Source organism: Polaribacter sp. IC073, from assembly GCF_007997075.1.
Classification (GTDB): domain Bacteria; phylum Bacteroidota; class Bacteroidia; order Flavobacteriales; family Flavobacteriaceae; genus Polaribacter.
Map to the genome: position 1 here is coordinate 351,523 of NZ_VORS01000002.1, position 19,526 is coordinate 371,048.

Consider the following 19,526-nt stretch of genomic DNA (forward strand, 5'->3'; position numbering starts at 1 on the left):
GATAATTACTATCTTCATAGTATCAAGTCTATATCATTAAGACGAGTAACAATTTAATTTGTTACACAAGAATTTAAAAATAATACTAATTCTATTTATATTGCGTTAGATTTACGAAACAATTCATATTTATTCTATAAATGAAACACCTTTTAAAAGCTTTCTACCTAGTAATACTTGCTATTTTCTTTGTTCAATGTTCTAAAGAATACAACTTACCAGAAAATTTGGTGGTAAAAGATTTTGTTTGGAAAGGTTTAAACGCTTATTATCTGCATCAAGATGATATTAAAGATTTATCTGACAGACGTTTTAGTTCAGACCAGCAATTAAATGCTTATTTAACTGGTTTTGCAGACTACAATACATTGTTTTCTAGCTTAGTATTAACTTCGGATGTAAAATCGTCTTTATTAGGAGACTATACAAGCTTAAATAATCATGCGCCAAGAACTGGTTTTTTAAACGGAATGGAATTTGGAATTATTGAAGAACCTAATAATGCACAAAATGTAATTGGTTATGTAACTCATATTTTACCAAATTCTGATGCGGCAACAAAAAATATACTTCGTGGTGAATTTTTTAATGCTGTGGATGGTATTCAATTAACACAAACAAATTTTGAAAGTTTATTAATAAATGGTGCAGACACTTTTAATCTAACAATGGTAAATTTTGATGGAACAACGGTTACCCCAAATACTAAATTTGTTTCTTTAGAAAAACAAATTTATGATTATGATACTGTTTTTTTAGAAAAGACTTTTACTATTGGTACAGATAATATTGGTTATTTAATGTACCATAATAACTTTTCTAAAACTTCAATAAACAATTTAAACAACACTTTTTTAAACTTTAAAAATCAATCGGTTAACGAACTTATTTTAGATTTGAGATATAATATAGGTGGTGGTAGTTTTGCCAAAAACGTTACCAACTTAGCAACCATGATTACTGGGCAATTTACAGATGCAGTCTTTATAAAGGAAGAATGGAATTCGAAAGCACAACCTTGGTTTGAAGCAAACCAGCCAGACTCTTTATTAACTAAATTCCCTGCAAAATTAAATCCAACAACAAACTTTAACAGCTTAAATCTAACAGATGTTTATATTGTTTTAAACGGAAATAACTTCTCTGGTTCTTCTGCTGTCGAATTATTAATTAACAGTTTAAAACCGCATATAAACGTACATGTCATTGGTACAAATACAGTGGGTAACAATACGGGTGCGATCACTTTATACAATTCTGAAGATTATGATTTTGAACTAAGAAATGAAACACATACGGTAGCGATACAACCTATTGTGTTAAGTTTCTTAAATAAAAACGACCAAACCTATGAAAACGGATTTATGCCAAACATTGCGCTTTGTCCTAATGAAGATATTTTAGACTTAGGAATTTTGGGAGATCAATCAGAACCGATCTTAGATAGAGTTTTAGAATATGTTTCAACAGGAAGTACTAGTCCAAGTGTTGCGTGTAACGCTAACGGTTTAACCTTTTTGTACAGCTCTATAGATTTTCAAAGAGAAATTGATAAAGGCGTATTTATAAGGCAAGATTTACCTAATAACAATTAATATGAAGAAATACATTTTAGCTAGTTTACTATCCATCTTATTTTTAACAGCTTCTTGCAATAAGGAAGCAGATGGCTTAAGTCAAGGTTATACAGTTACTACAAATGATGAAATTAATAATTTTATATGGAAAGGTTTAAATCTTTACTATTTATGGCAAGAAGATGTACCAACATTAGCAGACAATAGGTTTAGTAATTTAGAAGAAATTTACACTTATTTTAGAAGATACGCAACGCCAGAAGAAACCTTTAATAGTTTATTAAAGCAACCAGGTACCATAGATCGTTTTTCTTGGATTGTTGATGATTATGTTGCTTTAGAGAATTCTTTTCAAGGTATAAATCTAAGCACAGGAATGGAGTTTGGTTTGGTAAGATATGCAAATAGTACTACAAAGATTTTTGGTTATGTACGTTATGTAATTCCTGGTTCTAGCGCAGCAACATTAGGTGTTACAAGAGGCATGTATTTTAGCGCTGTAAACGGAACTCAGCTTACAGATAGTAATTTTAGAGGTTTATTATTTAGTAATGCTATTTCTTTTTCAATAGGATTGGCAGATTATAATTCTGGAAATCCGATCGCAAATAATACAACAGTTTCTTTAGATAAAACAGAAATTAAAGAAAACCCGATAGCAGATTCTAGAGTAATTACAGATGGATCTAAGAAAATAGGTTATTTAATGTTCAACCAATTTGCAAGTTCTTATGACCAAGATTTAAATGCCGTCTTTAGTACTTTTAAAACGGAAGTAGTAGACGATTTAATTATCGATTTACGCTACAACGGAGGTGGTTCTACAAATACCGCAGGTTTTTTAGGAAGTATGGTTACTGGTCAATTTTCAGATGAAGTATATTCTAAAGAAGTATGGAATAGTAAGGTAATGGCAGCTTTACCTGCGGAAAACTTTATCAATAATTTCCCTACAAGAATTAAAAAAACAGATCGTAATAATAACGTGGTTGTAGATGAAGCCATTAACAGTTTAAATTTACAAAGAGTCTATTTTATAGTTACAGGAAGTTCTGCCTCAGCATCTGAATTGGTTATTAATTCTTTAGATGCACACATAGATGTAAGAGTAATTGGTACTACAACAGTTGGTAAACAAGTGGGTTCTATTACATTATATGATTCTGATAATCTACAGAGAACAGGCGCTAACTTAAACACCAAACATACGTATGCAATGCAACCTTTGGTGTTAGAAATTAAAAATAAAGACGATAAAAATTACCCGAACGGAATTATTCCTGGAATAAATTTTACAGGAATAAATTTAGCGGAAAATATTGGCGATTTAGGTGTTATAGGAGAAAGATCAGACCCATTATTAGACAGAACTTTGAAGTATATTTCTACAGGCTCTAAATCTTTCTCTAAAAAAGATGATTTTGTAAAAACAGAAGAAATTTTTAATTCTAAGTTAGCCACTCCTGCAGGTAACAATATGTATTCAGAATTGATAAAATATTAGGAAGAATGTGGTGATTTATTTTTTATGGAAGATAAAGTAGCCATAACATTTAAAGCGGCATTATAGAAATTATAATGTCGCTTTCTCTTTTTCTAACTTTTGAAGTCAAAAAAATACTTATAACAAACTCATTTGTCCATCAGAAGAATCCGCCTCTTTTTCCTTCGGAATTTTCAAATCCAAACCAAATTCAGCATTTAGATTTTTAATAAAATACGCAGCAAGTAAAGGAGATGCTTCTTCTAAATTTTGATGAATAAAGAAATTAATATTTTGCAAACCTGCGTCAGTCCATTCCTTTAATTTTAAAACCCAATCATCTAGCCTATCATAATCTGTCGGATGATTCGCACCAACATATCTAATAAAAGTTTCGTTATTGGTTAATCTCATGTGCAACATATCTCTTCTACCAGCAGTATCTACTATAACATTTGCAATGTTATTTTCTTCTAAAAGTTGTTGATACTCACTAGAGATCATTGTATTAAAAAACCAATCTTTATGCCTTACTTCTACTGCCAAAGGAAGGTTTTTCGGCCAGCTTTCTACAAAATCTTGAAGAATATTAAAATTCTTGGGACCAAAATTAGAATGCAATTGTAAGAAAATGGTTCCTAGTTTTTCTTGAAGATTGCTAAAATGGTCAATATAAGAGTTGGTCACTTCAGTCACTCCATTTAAGCGTTTCCAATGGCTAATCTCTTGCCCTAATTTCGGGAAGAATTTAAAATTAGCGGGAGTTTTAGCGTACCATTTTTCAAATTGCTGTGCAGGAAAATTTCTATAAAAAGTAGCATTCAGTTCAATAGCGTTAAACTGATTTGAATAATATACCAACTCGTCTTTGGTTCCTCTTGGATAAAAACCCTTTAAATCTGCACGATTCCATTTTGCACAACCAACAAAAACTGTTGGTTTTTTTGGTTTTTGAAAAGTACTTAAAACTTTAAATGTATTAGAGTTTGTTTCTGGTAGGGTAAAATCAATATTTTCAGGATTTTCAACTTTTCCGAATTTCATACTAAAATACTTTCTTAAATATTTAAGTTTTCTAAATCTTCCGCAGAATCTTCCATTTCTTGATCGGTAAGAATATCTGGTCTAAACTCACTCATTTTTTCTTCATCTTTAGATTTGGCATAATTAAAACCAGATTTCCACCATTTCTTCATTAATTTCTGATCAAAAACCAAAGAATTTGTGGTCAATACGGTTGGTGTATAGTATAAATTTAGCTTAATATCCTTATTTGAAGCCGCTAATTTACCAATAGTAATATTGTGTCTTTCTACATGTGTCAACATAAAATCGAACACATCAAATAACAAAGAAAAGGGGTTAGTAGCTGGCAATCTGTTAATCTGAGTAACTTCTGTTTCTAAAATAATTGCATCAATTTCGGTTGCTCCTTTTAAAATAGCTTCTCTAATTGGTACTAAAGAGCCAAAACCTCCATCTGCATATTGGCAATGATTTTTTTCTAACAAACTCATAAAAGGCACATAATTACATGAACCCCAAATCCAGTCACAGAAATCGTCATAGGTACAATCTGTTATCGACTTGTATTCTATTTGATTTGCCGTTAAATTAGAAACCGTAACCACAACCTCTTTGTTGGCTGCTCTAATTTTTACATACATTTCTTTTGTAATGTTCCTTTTAATTAACGAACGTAAATTTTTGCTTTCTCCGAATGTTTTTCTTCCGTTTAAAAAGTTCCAAAAAGTATTTAAATGGTTTATGGTAATTACTTTTTCACCCGCAATTTTCTTAATTTTAAAGGGATTGTTGCTAAAAATACTTTCTTGGTTTACATTGGTATATAATTCTTTTAATTCATCTAACATACCCAATGCTAAATGAGAAACCATTAAGCTTCCGGTAGAAGTTCCTAAAAACAAATCATATTTCTTATTTTCATGCTTCATTAAGTATTGCGCAACTCCTCCTGCGAATGCGCCTTTACTTCCACCACCAGAAATTACCAATGCTTTTTTCATTATCTATTATGATTTGTTTACTTTAGTGCTATAAAAATATCAAAAATGAAAAGAATAATCGTACTTATTTTTACTTTCCTTTTTTTAATAGCTTGCAAACAAGAATACAAACCAAGAATTATAGAACAAGTGTCTATTAAAGCCTTTAAAATGGATAGTTCTAGTATTAGAGCAATTCAAGTAGTAGATAGTGAAACTATTTTTTACGCGGGTTCAAATGGCGATGTTGGTTATACAACAGACAATGGTACACTTTGGAATGCGTTAAACATTCGATACCAAGATTCTATTATTCCGCATTTTAGAAGCTTAGGCTTTAACGGTTCAGATTATTTTGCGTTGTCTATTGGGAATCCGGCTTTATTATATAAAATTTCTGAAGGGGAAGCAACTTTACAGTATGTAGAAGAAGATGACAATGTTTTTTATGATGCACTTACTTTTTTTGATGATAATTTGCACGGAATTGCCGTTGGCGATCCTACAGAAAACTGTGCTTCTATTATTGTAACGGAAGATGGTGGAGAAAATTGGAATAAAATTCCTTGTGATAATTTACCTGAAATTAATAAAGGAGAAGCTTTTTTTGCAGCAAGTAATACCAACATAAAAACAATTGGTAGCACCGTATGGATTGCTTCTGGAGGAAATAATGCTAGAATTTTAAAATCTACAAATTATGGTAAAACTTGGCAAGTATTCGAGACTCCAATAATTCAAGGAAATGGTCCACAAGGTATTTATTCTATTGATTTTTTTAATGAGAATACCGGAATTATAGTTGGTGGCGATTATTCTAAACCTCTAGAAAATAAAGCAAATAAAGCAATTACTGCAGATGGTGGTAAAACTTGGACTTTAGTTTCAGATAACCAAAAGCCAAATTATAAAAGTTGTGTGCAATATGTACCAAATACTTTTGGGAAAGAAGTTTTTGCTGTAGGTAAAACAGGGGTTTCTTTTTCTAATGATGGCGGATTAACATGGACCGAAGTTTCTAAAGAATCTTATTATGCGATTCAGTTTATAGACGAAAACACGGCATGGTTAAGCGGACATCAAAAAATAGGAAAACTTGAATTGTAGCGATATAATTAGTTAAATTATAGCCGTTTATAGTGCTTCTCCCCTATTTTTTTAGCAATTAGTCATCAGAATTAAAAGAAAGTTTTAATTGCAAAGAAACATTCTTTAGTAATTTAGAAGTCATTAAAGATTTAAAAGACAATTTTTCTATTCATTGACCAACAAGTTGGAAAACTAGCTTTTATACAGATGAAGTATAATCTTCTATATATGCTGCAGACACTACGAAACAACTTACAGAAACCATCCTTTTAGATGTAAATTCTATTTCTAATACTATAGCAATTAACAACATTTTCAAACTAAAAATAGAGCTTGATAATTTAGTAGACAAACTTATTCAGAAAAAAGCAAAAGAATTTACTTTTTTAAATAAGCCTGGTTATTTTGTAGTTTTAATTAGAAAAAAAGGGAAGTATACGTATAAATAGTTACAAATTCTTTCAAAGATAAATAAAGAGCGTTCTTTGTTTATAAAAGCAGAAATTTATGGCAATTCTTTTGATAAACGAAAGACGTTGTAAAGCAATAATATTACTAGAAAAAATTAAAATAGCACAAAAAAATGATTGATAAAAAGCAGATTACAGACCGGTTTATAAAATATGTAACTATAGATACAGAATCAGATCCTAACAATCCTGCGTTTCCAAGCACAGAAAAACAGTGGAATTTGGCCAAGGTTTTGGTAGAAGATTTAAAAAATATTGGAATGCAAGATGTAGATCTAGACGAAAACTGCTACATCATGGCAACTTTACCTAGCAATATAGAACACAGAGTGCCAACAATTGGTTTTGTAGCACATATAGATACAAGTCCAGATTTTACAGGAAAAAATGTAAAACCACAAATTGTAGAAAATTATCAAGGAAATGACATTATTCTAAACGAAGAAAAAAAGATTATTCTTTCGCCAGATTATTTTGATGATTTGTTGCAATACAAAGGGCAAACTTTAATAACTACAGATGGTACAACGCTTTTAGGAGCAGATGACAAAGCAGGTGTTACAGAAATTGTAACTGCCATGGAATATTTAATTCAGCACCCAGAAATAAAACACGGTAAAATTAGAATTTGTTTTACACCAGATGAAGAAGTTGGTAAAGGTGCTCATAAATTTGATGTGAATAAATTTGATGCAGAATGGGCGTACACCATGGATGGAAGTCAGATTGGAGAACTAGAATTTGAAAACTTTAACGCTGCAAGTGCAAAAGTGACCATTACCGGTAAAATTGTACACCCTGGTTATGCAAAAGGAAAAATGATTAACTCCATACATATTGCAAATGAATTTATTGCATCACTTCCACCAAAAGAAGTTCCAGAAAAAACGACAGATTATGAAGGTTTTTTCCATCTACATGATATGTCTGGAAATGTAGAAAAAACAGTTTTAGAATACATCATAAGAGATCATGATTTTGATTTGTTTGAGCAAAGAAAATACTTAATGCAAAGAATTGCCTTTGATTTTAATGAAAGATTAGGGCAAGATTTAATTGAAGTTGAAATTGAGAATCAGTATTTTAATATGAAGGAAAAAATTGTTCCTGTAATGCATATTGTAGATTTGGTAGAAGAAGTAATGAAAGAAATAGGTATTACACCAGTTATTAAACCTATTCGTGGCGGAACAGATGGTTCTCAACTATCTTTCAAAGGATTACCTTGTCCTAATATTTTTGCTGGCGGACATAATTTTCACGGTCGTTTTGAATATGTTCCTGTAGAATCAATGGTAAAAGCAACAGAAGTAATTGTAGGAATTGCCCAAAAAGTGGTAGAAAAGAGTGCATAAAAAAGTCTCCAGTAAACTGGAGACTCGTTTCATAGCGTATGCTATTTTGTAAATTTCTAAGTAATAAAGCCCCTAATCTCTATTAAAAATTATTTACAATCACAAATTTAGTAAATATTATTGATTTAGATACTATCTTTATGATAATTCAGGGTTTTTCCCCTTTATATTATTATAAAAAAGTTTAAATATTTTAAAGTCTTCCTCCATATCATCAGTGGTATAGTATGGTTCGGATATTTTTACCTTTTTATTTTCAAAATCTAATGTAGCCATTACAATAGGTACATTTGCTCCTTTTGCAATATAATAGAAGCCTGTTTTCCATTTTTCTACTTTTTTTCTAGTACCTTCAGGAGACAAACCTAGCCGAAACTCTTCTTTCGAATTAAAAAGTTGAATAACGGCATCTACTAAGTTATTGCTTTTACTTCTATCTACGGGTGTGCCACCCAAAGCTTTAAAAAAACAACCAAAAGGCCATTTAAAAAGAGATCCTTTACCTATAAAATGAACCATTGTACCTTGACTCATTCTTGTTAACATGGCAATAGGAAAATCTACCCAACTAGTGTGCGGAGCAGCAATAACGATGTATTTTTTAGGTTCTTGCGGAAAACCGTTTTCCACTTTCCAACCTAAAAGAGTGTGTAAAATAAATTTAGCGAGTGTTTTCAAAAATATCTTCTATTAATTGTTTACAAATACCGAATATAAAGATTTTATCTTATTATTTAAAGTGATAAATTTAAAGACTTAAAATTACAAAATGACAGAAATAATTATCTACTTATTCATAGCCATAATATTTGCCTTAATTGGTTTATTTATAGGGAAGTTACTTTCTAAATTAAACTTCGAAAAAGAGAAAACTATTGTAGAGAAAGAAAAATCGGCCTTAGAAGAGCGTGTTATTTTACTGCAACAATCTAATGATATTACAGAAAATAATTTTATTGAATCTCAAAAAGAGTTAAAAAATAATCAAAAAGAGAAAGAAAAATTAATTGCTACGAACACAAGGCAAGAATCAGAAATAAATAATTTACAAACAAAGCTAACCGAAAATAAAGGAGAGGTAGAAAAACTGAATGAAAAATTCACAAAAGAATTTGAAAATTTAGCCAATAAAATATTAGAAGAAAAATCATCAAAATTTACCCAACAGAATAAAGAAAATATAAAGAATATATTAAGTCCGTTACAAGAAAAAATAAAGGGATTTGAAGATAAAGTAGAAAAAACACACAAAGAAAGCATCGATTATCATGCCGCTTTACGCCAGCAAATTGTAGGTTTAAAAGAACTAAATCTACAAATGAGTAAAGAAACCATCAACCTTACCAAAGCGTTAAAAGGTGATAATAAAATGCAAGGTAATTGGGGCGAATTGGTTTTAGAACGTGTTTTAGAAAAGTCTGGTTTAGAGAAAAATAGAGAGTATTTTGTACAGCAAAGCTTTACCAATGATGAAGGCAAACGTGTATTGCCAGATGTTGTAATTCATTTGCCAGATAACAAAAAAATGATTGTAGATTCTAAGGTTTCTTTGGTTGCTTACGAACAATATATTAATGAAGAAGATGATGCTCTAAAAGAACGTTTCTTAAAAGAACATGTTGCTTCTCTTAAAAGACACGTAGATCAATTAAGTGACAAAAAATACGAAGATATTTATAAAATAACATCGCCAGATTTTGTGCTTTTATTTATTCCGATAGAACCCGCCTTTGCTGTTGCTTTAAATTCTGATACCTATTTATACAATAAAGCATTCGAAAAAAATATTGTAATTGTTACGCCTTCTACCCTATTGGCCACACTTAGAACTATTGATACTATGTGGAATAATGAAAAACAGCAAAGAAATGCTTTGGAAATAGCAAGACAAGCAGGTGCTTTATATGATAAGTTTCAAGGTCTTTTAAGTGACTTAATAGGTATCGGAAAAAGAATTGATGATAGTAAAAAGGAATATTCGAATGCTATGAATAAACTCATTGACGGTCGTGGAAATATTATTACAAGTGTAGAAAAGTTAAAGAAAATGGGGGCAAAAGCTAAAAAATCGCTTCCAGAAAATATTATTGAAAGAGCTAAAGAAGACTATTAATTGTGAATGAGTTATTATTTATCTGCATTTTGTTAATTATAAACAACACTATATTTTATTCTTGAAAGAATCAGTATTCATTTAAATAAAATAAAATTATGTCGAACAAAGAAAGAGCTAGTGCAGAAAAGATTATAAGAGGAAATTCTGGAGATGAACATGAAAGAGGTTTACATCCTTTAAAAGGTACTGTTAAAAAAGGATATAAAGATGAAGATGGTAGTAAAGATAAATTGAAAGGCGCAGCTAAAGACAAGCTAGAAAATCAAGTATACATTGCCACCGATGATGCTAACAAGGTTGCTGATAAAATTCAGAATTCAAAAAAATAATAATTTTATCAAATGAGTTCGTATTTTAATTGATAGAATCAATTACTGAAGTAGTTTTCTTTTAAATTTGTAATAGCGTTAACAAGTACTATTATAGTACATAAAAACAAAAATTATGAATTCTGATACAAACGAAGGAAAGTGGAAACAAATTAAAGGGGAATTTAAAGAAAAATTCGGAAAAGCCACTAATGATAAGTCTACAGAGGCAGAAGGATCTTTTGATAAGCTAGTTGGAGAAATTCAAGAAAAATACGGGAAGACTCGCGAAGAAATTGAAAAAGAAGTAAAAAGCTGGTAATCTACTTTTATACCTTATATTTAAAGAAAAAAGCATCAAGTTTAAACTTGATGCTTTTTTTATATTTACTCACTTGAGTGAGCTTCTAAAAACCAGTACGTGGTTACATAACGAATAATCTTCTTGCGCTCATCATTTCAGAAACACGATCTCCTATTTCATGTAAAGCTACTTCATTTTCTGCATTTTTAATTGCTTCATCAATAAAACCTACAACTGCCTTCATGTGTTCTACTTTTAAACCACGCGTAGTAATTGCAGCAGTTCCAATTCTAATACCAGAAGTAACAAACGGAGATTTATCATCAAAAGGAACCATGTTTTTATTTACAGTAATGTCTGCTTTACCTAAAGCAATTTCTGCATCTTTACCAGAAATATCTTTGTTACGTAAATCAATCAACATACAATGGTTATCCGTTCCGCCAGAAATAATATCATATCCTTTAGCAACAAATTCTTTTGCCATTTCAGCTGCATTTTCTTTAACTTGAATTTGATATTCTAAAAATTCATCTGTTAAAGCCTCTCCAAAAGCAATTGCTTTTGCAGCAATAACGTGCTCTAACGGTCCACCTTGATTACCTGGAAAAACAGCTGAATTTATTAAAGTTGACATCTTTTTAGGTTTGCCATTTTTTAAATTTTCGCCAAACGGGTTGTCAAAATCTGTTCCAATCATTATCATTCCTCCTCTTGGTCCACGCAATGTTTTGTGGGTTGTAGTAGTAACAATATGACAATGAGGTAAAGGATCATTTAAAATTCCTTTTGCAATTAAACCAGCAGGATGAGAAATATCTGCCATTAAAATAGCACCAACTGAATCTGCAATCTCTCTAAATTTTTCAAAATCGATGTCTCTAGAATATGCAGAAGCACCCGCAATAATCAATTTTGGTTTGTGCTCTTTTGCTTGTTTTGCTACATGATCGTAATCAATTCTTCCTGTTTCTTTGTCAACACCATAAAAAGTAGGATTGTAAAGTTTTCCAGAAAAATTAACCGAAGAACCGTGTGTTAAATGTCCACCGTGAGATAAATCGAAACCTAAAATAGTATCTCCTGGCTTTAAACACGCAGCAAAAACTGCTGTGTTTGCTTGAGAACCAGAATGTGGCTGTACATTTACATATTCGGCACCAAATAATTCTTTTGCTCTATCAATAGCTATTTGCTCTACAATATCAACAATTTCACAACCTCCGTAATACCTTTTTCCAGGATATCCTTCCGCGTATTTATTCGTTAAAATAGAACCTTGGGCTTGCATTACTTGGTCGCTTACAAAATTTTCTGAAGCGATTAATTCCAAACCATTTAATTGTCTTTCTTTTTCTTCCTGAATAAGGTCAAAAATTTGATTGTCTAATTGCATTGTTGTTGTTTTGAGTAAGAACAAAAGTAACAAAAACCCCAATTCTTTTAAATATCTTTTTCGTATATTTTCAAGAACTTATCAAGATTTGTACAATTCAAAAAAAAGCAGTGTTAAAAATAAGTTATTCGTGAAATTTCATTTTAAAAATGAGAAAAAATTCCATAGATTTGAACAAAATAAAGATTTTAAAGAATGATCATAACAGCAAATAATCCGAATAGAAAATCATGGTTAAAAGTAGACGAAGAATCAGATTTTCCGATACAAAACATACCATTTGGTGTTTTTATTACAAGAGATGATATAATTACAATAGGAAGTAGAATTGGTGATTTTGCTATAGATTTAGGCGCTTTTCATCAATTAGGCTATTTTGAAGGGATTCCTTTAACAGACGATATATTTTTACAAGATAATTTAAATGACTTCATTGCAGATGGTAGAAAGACTTGGCGTTTAGTAAGAAATAGAATTGCAGAAATTTTTGATGTTGCCAATGGATCTTTGCGTGACAATGTAGACCACAAAGATAAAATTATCTTTAGAATGGACGAAGTTGAAATGTTATTGCCAGTTTCCGTAGGTGATTATACAGATTTTTATGCAAGTAAAGAACATGCAACAAATGTAGGCTCTTTATTTAGAGACCCAGAAAACGCATTATTACCAAACTGGTTGCACATACCAATTGGTTACCACGGTAGAAGTTCTTCTATTATACCTTCTGGTGTGCCAGTTAGAAGACCAATGGGCCAATCTAAACCCGTAGAAGGGAGTGATACCCCTGGTTTCGGACCTTCAAAATTATTAGATTTTGAATTAGAAATGGCTTTTATTACCACAGATGCAAATGTTTTAGGAGATAGAATTCCTATTGAAGAAGCTGAAGAATACATTTTTGGTTTGGTACAATTTAACGATTGGTCTGCAAGAGATATTCAGGCTTGGGAATATGTGCCTTTAGGTCCCTTTTTAGGGAAAAGTTTTGCCTCTACAATTTCACCTTGGATTGTTACTTTAGATGCATTAGAGCCCTTTAGAACAGACAACCCAAAACAAGTTCATGAGCCACTACCCTATTTAAAACAAATAGGTAAAGGAAGTTATGATATTCATTTGCAAGTAGGAATTCAACCAGAAAATGGTGAAGAGACTATCGTTGCAAATTCTAACTTTAAATACATGTATTGGACAATGGCGCAGCAATTAGCGCACCATACAGTAAATGGTTGTCCTGTTGAAGCTGGAGATATGATGGGTTCTGGAACTATTTCTGGGCCTACAAAAGACAGTTTTGGTTCGATGTTAGAATTAACTTGGCGAGGACAAAATCCTATTACGTTAAAAGACGGTACTACACGTAAATTTATTAATGACCACGATACGGTAATTATGCGTGCTCATTGTAAAAATGATACCATTCGTATTGGTTTTGGTGAATGTATTGGAAAAATATTACCTGCTAAATAAGTTTCTAATTTATTATTTCTGCAGATGTAGAAGTCTATTATAATTTAATTGAAACCTCACTTTAATATATAAAGTGAGGTTTTTCCTTTTTAAAAGAATGCCTTTTTAAACTTTAAACAAACGATCCATTTAGTTCTTATGTTAAAACTATTTTAATACCCATTAATATAAAAACAATGCCGCTAAATTTATTTAAATAGATACTGAAATTAGGATTGCTTTTAATTTTTTGAGTAAAAGTTGTTGCAAAAAAAGTTAAACCTAAATACCAAAGGGTGCCAATAAGCGCAAATGTAAAACCTAATAAAATAAAAGGTATTGGATTTTCTATCTGATCTGGATTTATAAATTGAGGAAAGAAAGCCAAAAAGAATAATGCAACTTTCGGATTTAATGTGTTTGTTAAAAATCCTGACCAAAAATCGCTTTTTACTTTTTTATTTTGAGTTACTTCATGTGCTATATTCAATCCTTTTTTATTGTTTTTAAGCTTCAAATAACCTAAATAAATCAAGTAAAGAAAACCTATATATTTAATTAGTGTAAAAGCAATATCAGATTTAGAAAGTACTACAGACAGTCCTAAAGCAGCAAAAATAATATGTGCTAAAATACCAGTATTTATCCCTAATGTAGCTTGTATTCCAGATTTTCTACCTTGTCCAATAGATTTGTTTAATACAAATACGGTATCAATTCCTGGTGTGATTACAAAAACTAAAGCAGTCAGCATAAAAGTAATAAAATTTTCAATTCCCATCTTTATCTTGTTTTTAAAAATTCAAACTAAAATAGACTGCAAAGAAACTATTTTGCTAGCCGCAAAAAAATACTTATTTTTGATTGATTAATGCAAAAAACGCATTACATATGACAATTCAACAAATAAAGTACTTCTTAGCCCTTTCTAACGAACTTCACTTTTGGAAAACTTCTGAAAAAGTATTTATATCTCAATCTTCTCTTAGTAGACAAATTCAGTCTCTTGAAAACGAAATGGGCATAAAACTTTTTGAAAGAGATAAAAGAAATGTAAAGTTAACAGATACAGGTAAATTTCTCCAAGAGAAATGGACTGCAACCATTAAAGAAATTGATAGAGTGCATAGGCAAGCGAAAAAAATTGATGAAGGAACTTCTGGTTTTGCATCAATAAGTTATCCTGGTTCTATTGCTTTTAAATTTCTACCAAACTTTTTAGAAGTTTTAAATTCTAATTTACCAGATCTAAAATTAGAATTGATTGAACCAACAGACAAAAGCCATGAAAATTTATTACTTAATTATGAAACCGATATTGCATTAAGTAGAGACGCCATAAAAAATATAAACATAGATTCTTTCAAATTATCATCAGAACCAATTTGTTTAGTGGTTCCCGATAATCATTGGTTAAATAGAGAATCTTTAGATAATTTAAAGGAGCTAAAAGATGAGAAATTTATTATTTCTGGTTTACATCAAACAACTTTCTTTGCTTCACTTTTAAGAAATTTTTTCGAAAAACATGGTTTTGAGCCTAAAACAATAATTGAATCTGATTTTGGAGGAATGATTCTAAATCTAGTCTCTCGAGAACTAGGTGTTTCTATACTTCCGCATTCATACAAATTTGCAGAGTTTAAAAATGTTAGATTTATTGAGCTAAATGAAGAAATAAATTTATTTATCAATTGGAGGAAAAGAGATCCAAATGAAACAATCAAAAAAATAATTGATTTTGCTAAACTAATTAAAAATTGATAGCTAAAAAGAGAAGAGAACAGGTATTCTTTTTATAAAAAATAGTTCTTTGAAATTTAATTAAAATGTCACTTTTTCATAAAAGGGAAGTTTTCTCTTTTGTTTTTCTCCTTAAAAAAAGATAATTTTGCTTCATTAGTCTGAAATGATATTTTGTACATTTTTTTAAATTGTAATTTACAAAACAATACTTCATTCAATTAGCCTAACTTTACATTTAAATTGAAAAAAATAGCTTGAAAGAGAAAATAAAACAACTAGAATTATTTCTAAAAAGTTCTAACTTTAATCGAGGAATTCGGATAGGCGTTACCATTGCTGTTCCCTTTGGTTTGCTCTATTTCTTAGGGTATTTTGAATATGCGCCAGCTCTTGTAGTAGGTGCTTTTTTAAATGCACCAGGTGACATTCCTGGAAGTATTAAGCGTAAAGTGAATGCTATTTTAATAAGCATAGCATTAACGATGGCTGTTACCACTATTATTTTGTTTTTAAAACCTTTCTTACCCTTTCTACTACTTGCAATTGCTGTTATTTCTTTTGTTGTGTCTTTAATTTCTGTGTATGGTTTTAGAGCTTCTTTAGTTTCTTTTTCTGGCTTGTTGGCAATGGTTTTGGCATTTGCCATTCACAAAGAAACTTCACAAGAAATTTTTGTTCATGTTGGTTTAATGGGTATTGGCGGACTTTGGTATTTGGTTGTGTCTTATGTTTTTCAAAAATTGGCACCTAAAAAAGATCAGAATCAATTATTATCAGATACTCTTTTACTTATTGGTGAATACCTAAAGTTACGTGCAAAACTATTAACTAAAAAGACAAAACGAGACGAACGTTTAAAACAAACATTTGTACTTCAGAATCAAATTAATGATAAGCATGAAACCCTTCGAGAAGTATTACTTACTGCCCGTAAACGTTCTGGACGCTCTCGTTATGAAGAAAAGCAACTTTTAATTTTTGTTTCCACAATTAAGATTTTTGAGATAATAGAAGCAAAACACTTAAATTATAAGAAGATTGATTCAATTTTTGGAGATCGAAAAGAATTTCTAAAAGCTTCGAAAAAGCTAAACAAGGTTATGGGAAATCATCTAATTCTTTTGTCAGAATTATTGATTCAGAATGATAAAATACCAAAAAATGAAGATCTATTAAAAGCTTTGTCAGCGGCAGATGCTTCTATAACCAATTACGTGGATGCCATTAAATTACCAAAAGCACGTGAGGGCGCGCTTATTTTAAAGAATCTGTACGATTACCAAGAACAATTGCTGCAAGAAATAAGAACCATTAGACGCGTAATGGCAAATGTTCATGATGCCTCTAAAATATCCTTAAAAAGAGAAGATTCTAGTCAGTTTCTAACACTACAAGAATACAGATTGAATGTTTTTACGCAGAGTTTCAGTTTCAATTCTACCATGTTTAGACATTCATTTCGTCTTACCATTGCTCTTGTATTTGCATATCTTTTAGGCTTTATTTTTGACATTCAAAATGCTTATTGGATTCTGTTAACCATTCTGGTTATTATGCGTCCTAGTTATGGTTTAACTAAAGAGCGCTCAAAAGATCGTATTATTGGAACGCTTATTGGGGCTGTTATTGCCGTTGGCATTGTGCTTATTACTCAAAATGTAATTGTCTATGCAGTATTAGCTTATATTTCGTTAATTTTAGCATTTTCATTGATTCAGCAGAATTATAAATCTGCCGCTGCGTTCATTACCATTAGTATTATTTTCTTGTATTCCTTAATGAATCCTAATGGATTTGAAGTAATTCAATATCGCGTTATCGACACTGTTATTGGCTCTACCATTGCTGTGGTTGCCAATTATTTGATTTTACCAAGTTGGGAAGCAAATAACCTTAAAAAGATATTGCTAAATGCTTTAGAAATGAATAAGAAGTATCTTTTAGCAACGCAAGAACTATATCAAGACCCTACAATACACAAACTTTCCTATAATTTGGCTAGAAAAGAAGCGTTTCTTGCGATTAGTAATTTGAATGCTTCATTTCAAAGATTGACTCAAGATCCGAAATCGAAACAAAAGGAATTTGAACTTATTTATGAAATTGTAACTTTAAATCAAACAATGATTTCTGCGATTGCATCTATTGGTAACTTTATTATCAATCATAAAACAACTCCTGCTTCCGATGAATTTAATATGCTAATTCATAAAATTTCTAATACTTTACAAATCTCTTGTGAGAGTTTAGAAGAACCAGAAATCAATAAAAAAATAACAGAAAAGAAGGTAAAAGATGCAGAAGATAAATTGTTAGACACCTATCAGCAATTATCTAATCTGCGAGATGAAAATATCAAAAAAGGAAACACAGAAATAGATACAGAAACACTTCACGGTCTGCAAGAAGCGTATTTAATTTCAAATCACCTGAGTTGGTTAAAATCACTTTCAGAAAGCTTAAAAAAAGCAACTGAACGTTACCACTCTTCTATTATAGAGGATCAGTAATTTAGTTATTTTCTTCATAAATGACATTTTTACGAATAAAATAACATGTTTTTCATAAAATTATAGCGCTAAAAAAGCACACCATAAATATTTTTTTATTTTAAGAAAGCAATCCTTTTTTTAATTAATTTTGTTATTACAAAATGGTCTCTGATAAAAAACCATTACAAGTAAAATGATACAAAATATAGAAAACATTGAGCTTCATTATTTAACGTTAACAGATTATAAACAGTTAAAAGAAGCAATGATTGAGGCATATTCTAGTATGCCAGATTCTTACTGGAAAGAAGACCAGATTAAATCTTTAATAGATAAATTCCCTGAAGGACAGGTGGTTATTAAAATTAATGGAGAGTTGGCTGGTTGTGCCCTTTCTATCATTTTAGATTATGATAGTTTTGATGACCAACACACGTACAAAGAAATTACAGGTGCTTTTACTTTTGATACGCATGATGAAGATGGAGATATTTTATATGGCATTGATGTGTTCATTAAATCTGAATACAGAGGTTTGCGTCTTGGGAGAAGATTGTACGATTATAGAAAAGAATTAACAGAAAAACTAAATTTAAGAGGAATTGCATTTGGTGGTAGAATTCCTAATTACCATAAATTTGCTACTTCCCTATCACCTAAAGAATATATAGAAAAGGTGAAGCGTAAAGAAATTCATGATCCGGTTTTAAACTTTCAAATTTCAAACGATTTTCATCCTTCAAAAATTTTAAAAGGATATTTAGAGGGTGATGAAAATTCTGGGGAGTTTGCTGTTTTATTAGAATGGGATAATATTTACTACGAAAAGAAGTCAAAAAAAGCAGTTAGCAATAAAAAAGTTGTCCGTTTAGGTTTAATTCAGTGGCAAATGCGTTTGTATAAAGATTTAGACGAATTAATGGAACAAGCAGAGTTTTTTGTTGATTCTGTTTCTGCCTACCGTTCAGATTTTGCTTTGTTTCCAGAGTTTTTTAATGCGCCTTTAATGGCTGCTTATAATCATTTACCAGAATCTGAAGCAATTAGAGAATTGGCAAAATTTACACCAGAAGTTGTACAAAGGTTCTCTAAACTTGCAATTAGCTACAACATAAATATTATTACTGGTAGCATGCCAGAAATTAAAGACGAACTACTTTACAATGTTGGTTATATCTGTAAAAGAGATGGATCTGTAGAACGTTATGAGAAATTGCATGTCACACCAAATGAGGCTAGAGTTTGGGGATTACAGGGCGGTAATCAATTAAAAACCTTTGATACCGATTGTGGTAAAATTGGAGTTTTAATTTGTTACGATTCAGAATTTCCAGAATTAAGTAGATTATTAGCCGATGAAGGAATGGATATTTTGTTTATTCCGTTTTTAACAGACACTCAAAATGGCTATTCGAGAGTACGCCATTGTGCACAAGCAAGAGCTATAGAAAACGAGTGTTATGTTGCCATTGCTGGTAGTGTTGGTAATTTACCGAAGGTTAATAATATGGACATTCAATATGCACAATCGATGGTTTTTACGCCGTGTGACTTTTCTTTTCCTGCAAACGGAATTAAGGCAGAAGCAACCACAAACACAGAAATGATTTTAATTGCAGACGTAGATTTAGATTTACTAAAGGATTTAAATAAATTTGGTTCTGTAAGAAACTTAAAAGATAGAAGAAAGGATATTTTCGAATTGCGAAAAAAATAATTCAATCTTATTAGA

Annotated in this window: 16 protein-coding genes; 11 read left to right on the top strand and 5 right to left on the bottom strand. The window is 30.7% G+C overall.

What is annotated here, in order from left to right; genetic code table 11:
- Positions 1 to 140: 140 nt before the first annotated feature.
- Together ES045_RS04415 and ES045_RS04420 are read left to right on the top strand one after the other, a co-directional pair.
- Positions 141 to 1,595: a S41 family peptidase gene (locus tag ES045_RS04415; protein ID WP_147113002.1), complete on the top strand. Its 1,455-nt coding sequence runs from the start codon at positions 141 to 143 to the stop codon at positions 1,593 to 1,595.
- Between the two features lies 1 nt (position 1,596).
- The gene (locus tag ES045_RS04420) at positions 1,597 to 3,081 is read left to right on the top strand and encodes a S41 family peptidase (RefSeq protein WP_147113005.1); all 1,485 of its coding nucleotides are present in this window, start codon (positions 1,597 to 1,599) and stop codon (positions 3,079 to 3,081) included.
- 117 nt (positions 3,082 to 3,198) lie between these two features.
- On the opposite strand, the gene ES045_RS04425 is transcribed toward ES045_RS04420, so the two are convergent.
- Together ES045_RS04425 and ES045_RS04430 are read right to left on the bottom strand one after the other, a co-directional pair.
- Positions 3,199 to 4,104, bottom strand: coding sequence for a DUF72 domain-containing protein (locus tag ES045_RS04425; RefSeq protein WP_147113008.1), 906 nt, complete (start codon positions 4,102 to 4,104; stop codon positions 3,199 to 3,201).
- Positions 4,105 to 4,118: 14 nt separating this feature from the next.
- Positions 4,119 to 5,087 carry a patatin family protein gene (locus ES045_RS04430; protein ID WP_147113011.1) on the bottom strand — a complete coding sequence of 323 codons (969 nt, stop codon included), beginning with the start codon at positions 5,085 to 5,087 and terminating at the stop codon, positions 4,119 to 4,121.
- 45 nt (positions 5,088 to 5,132) lie between these two features.
- Between ES045_RS04430 and ES045_RS04435 the strand changes: the two genes are divergently transcribed.
- Together ES045_RS04435 and pepT are read left to right on the top strand one after the other, a co-directional pair.
- Positions 5,133 to 6,173 (top strand): WD40/YVTN/BNR-like repeat-containing protein, encoded by a 1,041-nt coding sequence (locus tag ES045_RS04435; RefSeq protein WP_147113013.1) that lies wholly within the window; start codon positions 5,133 to 5,135, stop codon positions 6,171 to 6,173.
- Positions 6,174 to 6,738: 565 nt separating this feature from the next.
- Positions 6,739 to 7,980 carry a peptidase T gene (pepT, locus tag ES045_RS04440; protein WP_147113016.1) on the top strand — a complete coding sequence of 414 codons (1,242 nt, stop codon included), beginning with the start codon at positions 6,739 to 6,741 and terminating at the stop codon, positions 7,978 to 7,980.
- Positions 7,981 to 8,118: 138 nt separating this feature from the next.
- On the opposite strand, the gene ES045_RS04445 is transcribed toward pepT, so the two are convergent.
- On the bottom strand, positions 8,119 to 8,658 hold the full coding sequence (locus tag ES045_RS04445; RefSeq protein ID WP_147113019.1) for a 1-acyl-sn-glycerol-3-phosphate acyltransferase: 540 nt from the start codon (positions 8,656 to 8,658) through the stop codon (positions 8,119 to 8,121).
- Between the two features lie 91 nt (positions 8,659 to 8,749).
- Here ES045_RS04445 and rmuC point away from each other — a divergent pair, with 91 nt between their 5' ends.
- The 3 genes from rmuC to ES045_RS04460 all read left to right on the top strand — a co-directional run bounded on the left by rmuC (position 8,750) and on the right by ES045_RS04460 (position 10,726).
- Positions 8,750 to 10,093 carry a DNA recombination protein RmuC gene (gene rmuC, locus ES045_RS04450; protein ID WP_147113022.1) on the top strand — a complete coding sequence of 448 codons (1,344 nt, stop codon included), beginning with the start codon at positions 8,750 to 8,752 and terminating at the stop codon, positions 10,091 to 10,093.
- A gap of 98 nt (positions 10,094 to 10,191) precedes the next feature.
- A complete protein-coding gene (locus ES045_RS04455; RefSeq protein ID WP_147113025.1) occupies positions 10,192 to 10,425 on the top strand; it encodes a hypothetical protein in 234 nt (77 codons plus the stop codon).
- A 115-nt stretch (positions 10,426 to 10,540) separates the two neighbouring features.
- Positions 10,541 to 10,726: a CsbD family protein gene (locus tag ES045_RS04460; RefSeq protein WP_147113028.1), complete on the top strand. Its 186-nt coding sequence runs from the start codon at positions 10,541 to 10,543 to the stop codon at positions 10,724 to 10,726.
- A gap of 103 nt (positions 10,727 to 10,829) precedes the next feature.
- Here ES045_RS04460 and glyA read toward each other — a convergent pair whose 3' ends face one another.
- Positions 10,830 to 12,104, bottom strand: a complete 1,275-nt coding sequence (glyA, locus tag ES045_RS04465) for a serine hydroxymethyltransferase (RefSeq protein ID WP_147113030.1) — start codon at positions 12,102 to 12,104, stop codon at positions 10,830 to 10,832.
- 195 nt (positions 12,105 to 12,299) lie between these two features.
- Between glyA and fahA the strand changes: the two genes are divergently transcribed.
- Positions 12,300 to 13,577, top strand: coding sequence for a fumarylacetoacetase (fahA, locus tag ES045_RS04470; RefSeq protein ID WP_147113033.1), 1,278 nt, complete (start codon positions 12,300 to 12,302; stop codon positions 13,575 to 13,577).
- 136 nt (positions 13,578 to 13,713) lie between these two features.
- Here the strand turns inward: fahA and ES045_RS04475 are convergent, their stop codons facing one another.
- Positions 13,714 to 14,337 (bottom strand): LysE family translocator, encoded by a 624-nt coding sequence (locus ES045_RS04475; protein ID WP_147113035.1) that lies wholly within the window; start codon positions 14,335 to 14,337, stop codon positions 13,714 to 13,716.
- 110 nt (positions 14,338 to 14,447) lie between these two features.
- On the opposite strand from ES045_RS04475, the gene ES045_RS04480 reads away from it, so the two are divergent.
- The 3 genes from ES045_RS04480 to ES045_RS04490 all read left to right on the top strand — a co-directional run bounded on the left by ES045_RS04480 (position 14,448) and on the right by ES045_RS04490 (position 19,511).
- Positions 14,448 to 15,320: a LysR substrate-binding domain-containing protein gene (locus ES045_RS04480; RefSeq protein WP_147113038.1), complete on the top strand. Its 873-nt coding sequence runs from the start codon at positions 14,448 to 14,450 to the stop codon at positions 15,318 to 15,320.
- 236 nt (positions 15,321 to 15,556) lie between these two features.
- Positions 15,557 to 17,812, top strand: a complete 2,256-nt coding sequence (locus tag ES045_RS04485) for an FUSC family protein (protein WP_147113040.1) — start codon at positions 15,557 to 15,559, stop codon at positions 17,810 to 17,812.
- A 175-nt stretch (positions 17,813 to 17,987) separates the two neighbouring features.
- A complete protein-coding gene (locus ES045_RS04490) occupies positions 17,988 to 19,511 on the top strand; it encodes a carbon-nitrogen hydrolase family protein (RefSeq protein WP_147113043.1) in 1,524 nt (507 codons plus the stop codon).
- Positions 19,512 to 19,526 lie beyond the last annotated feature (15 nt).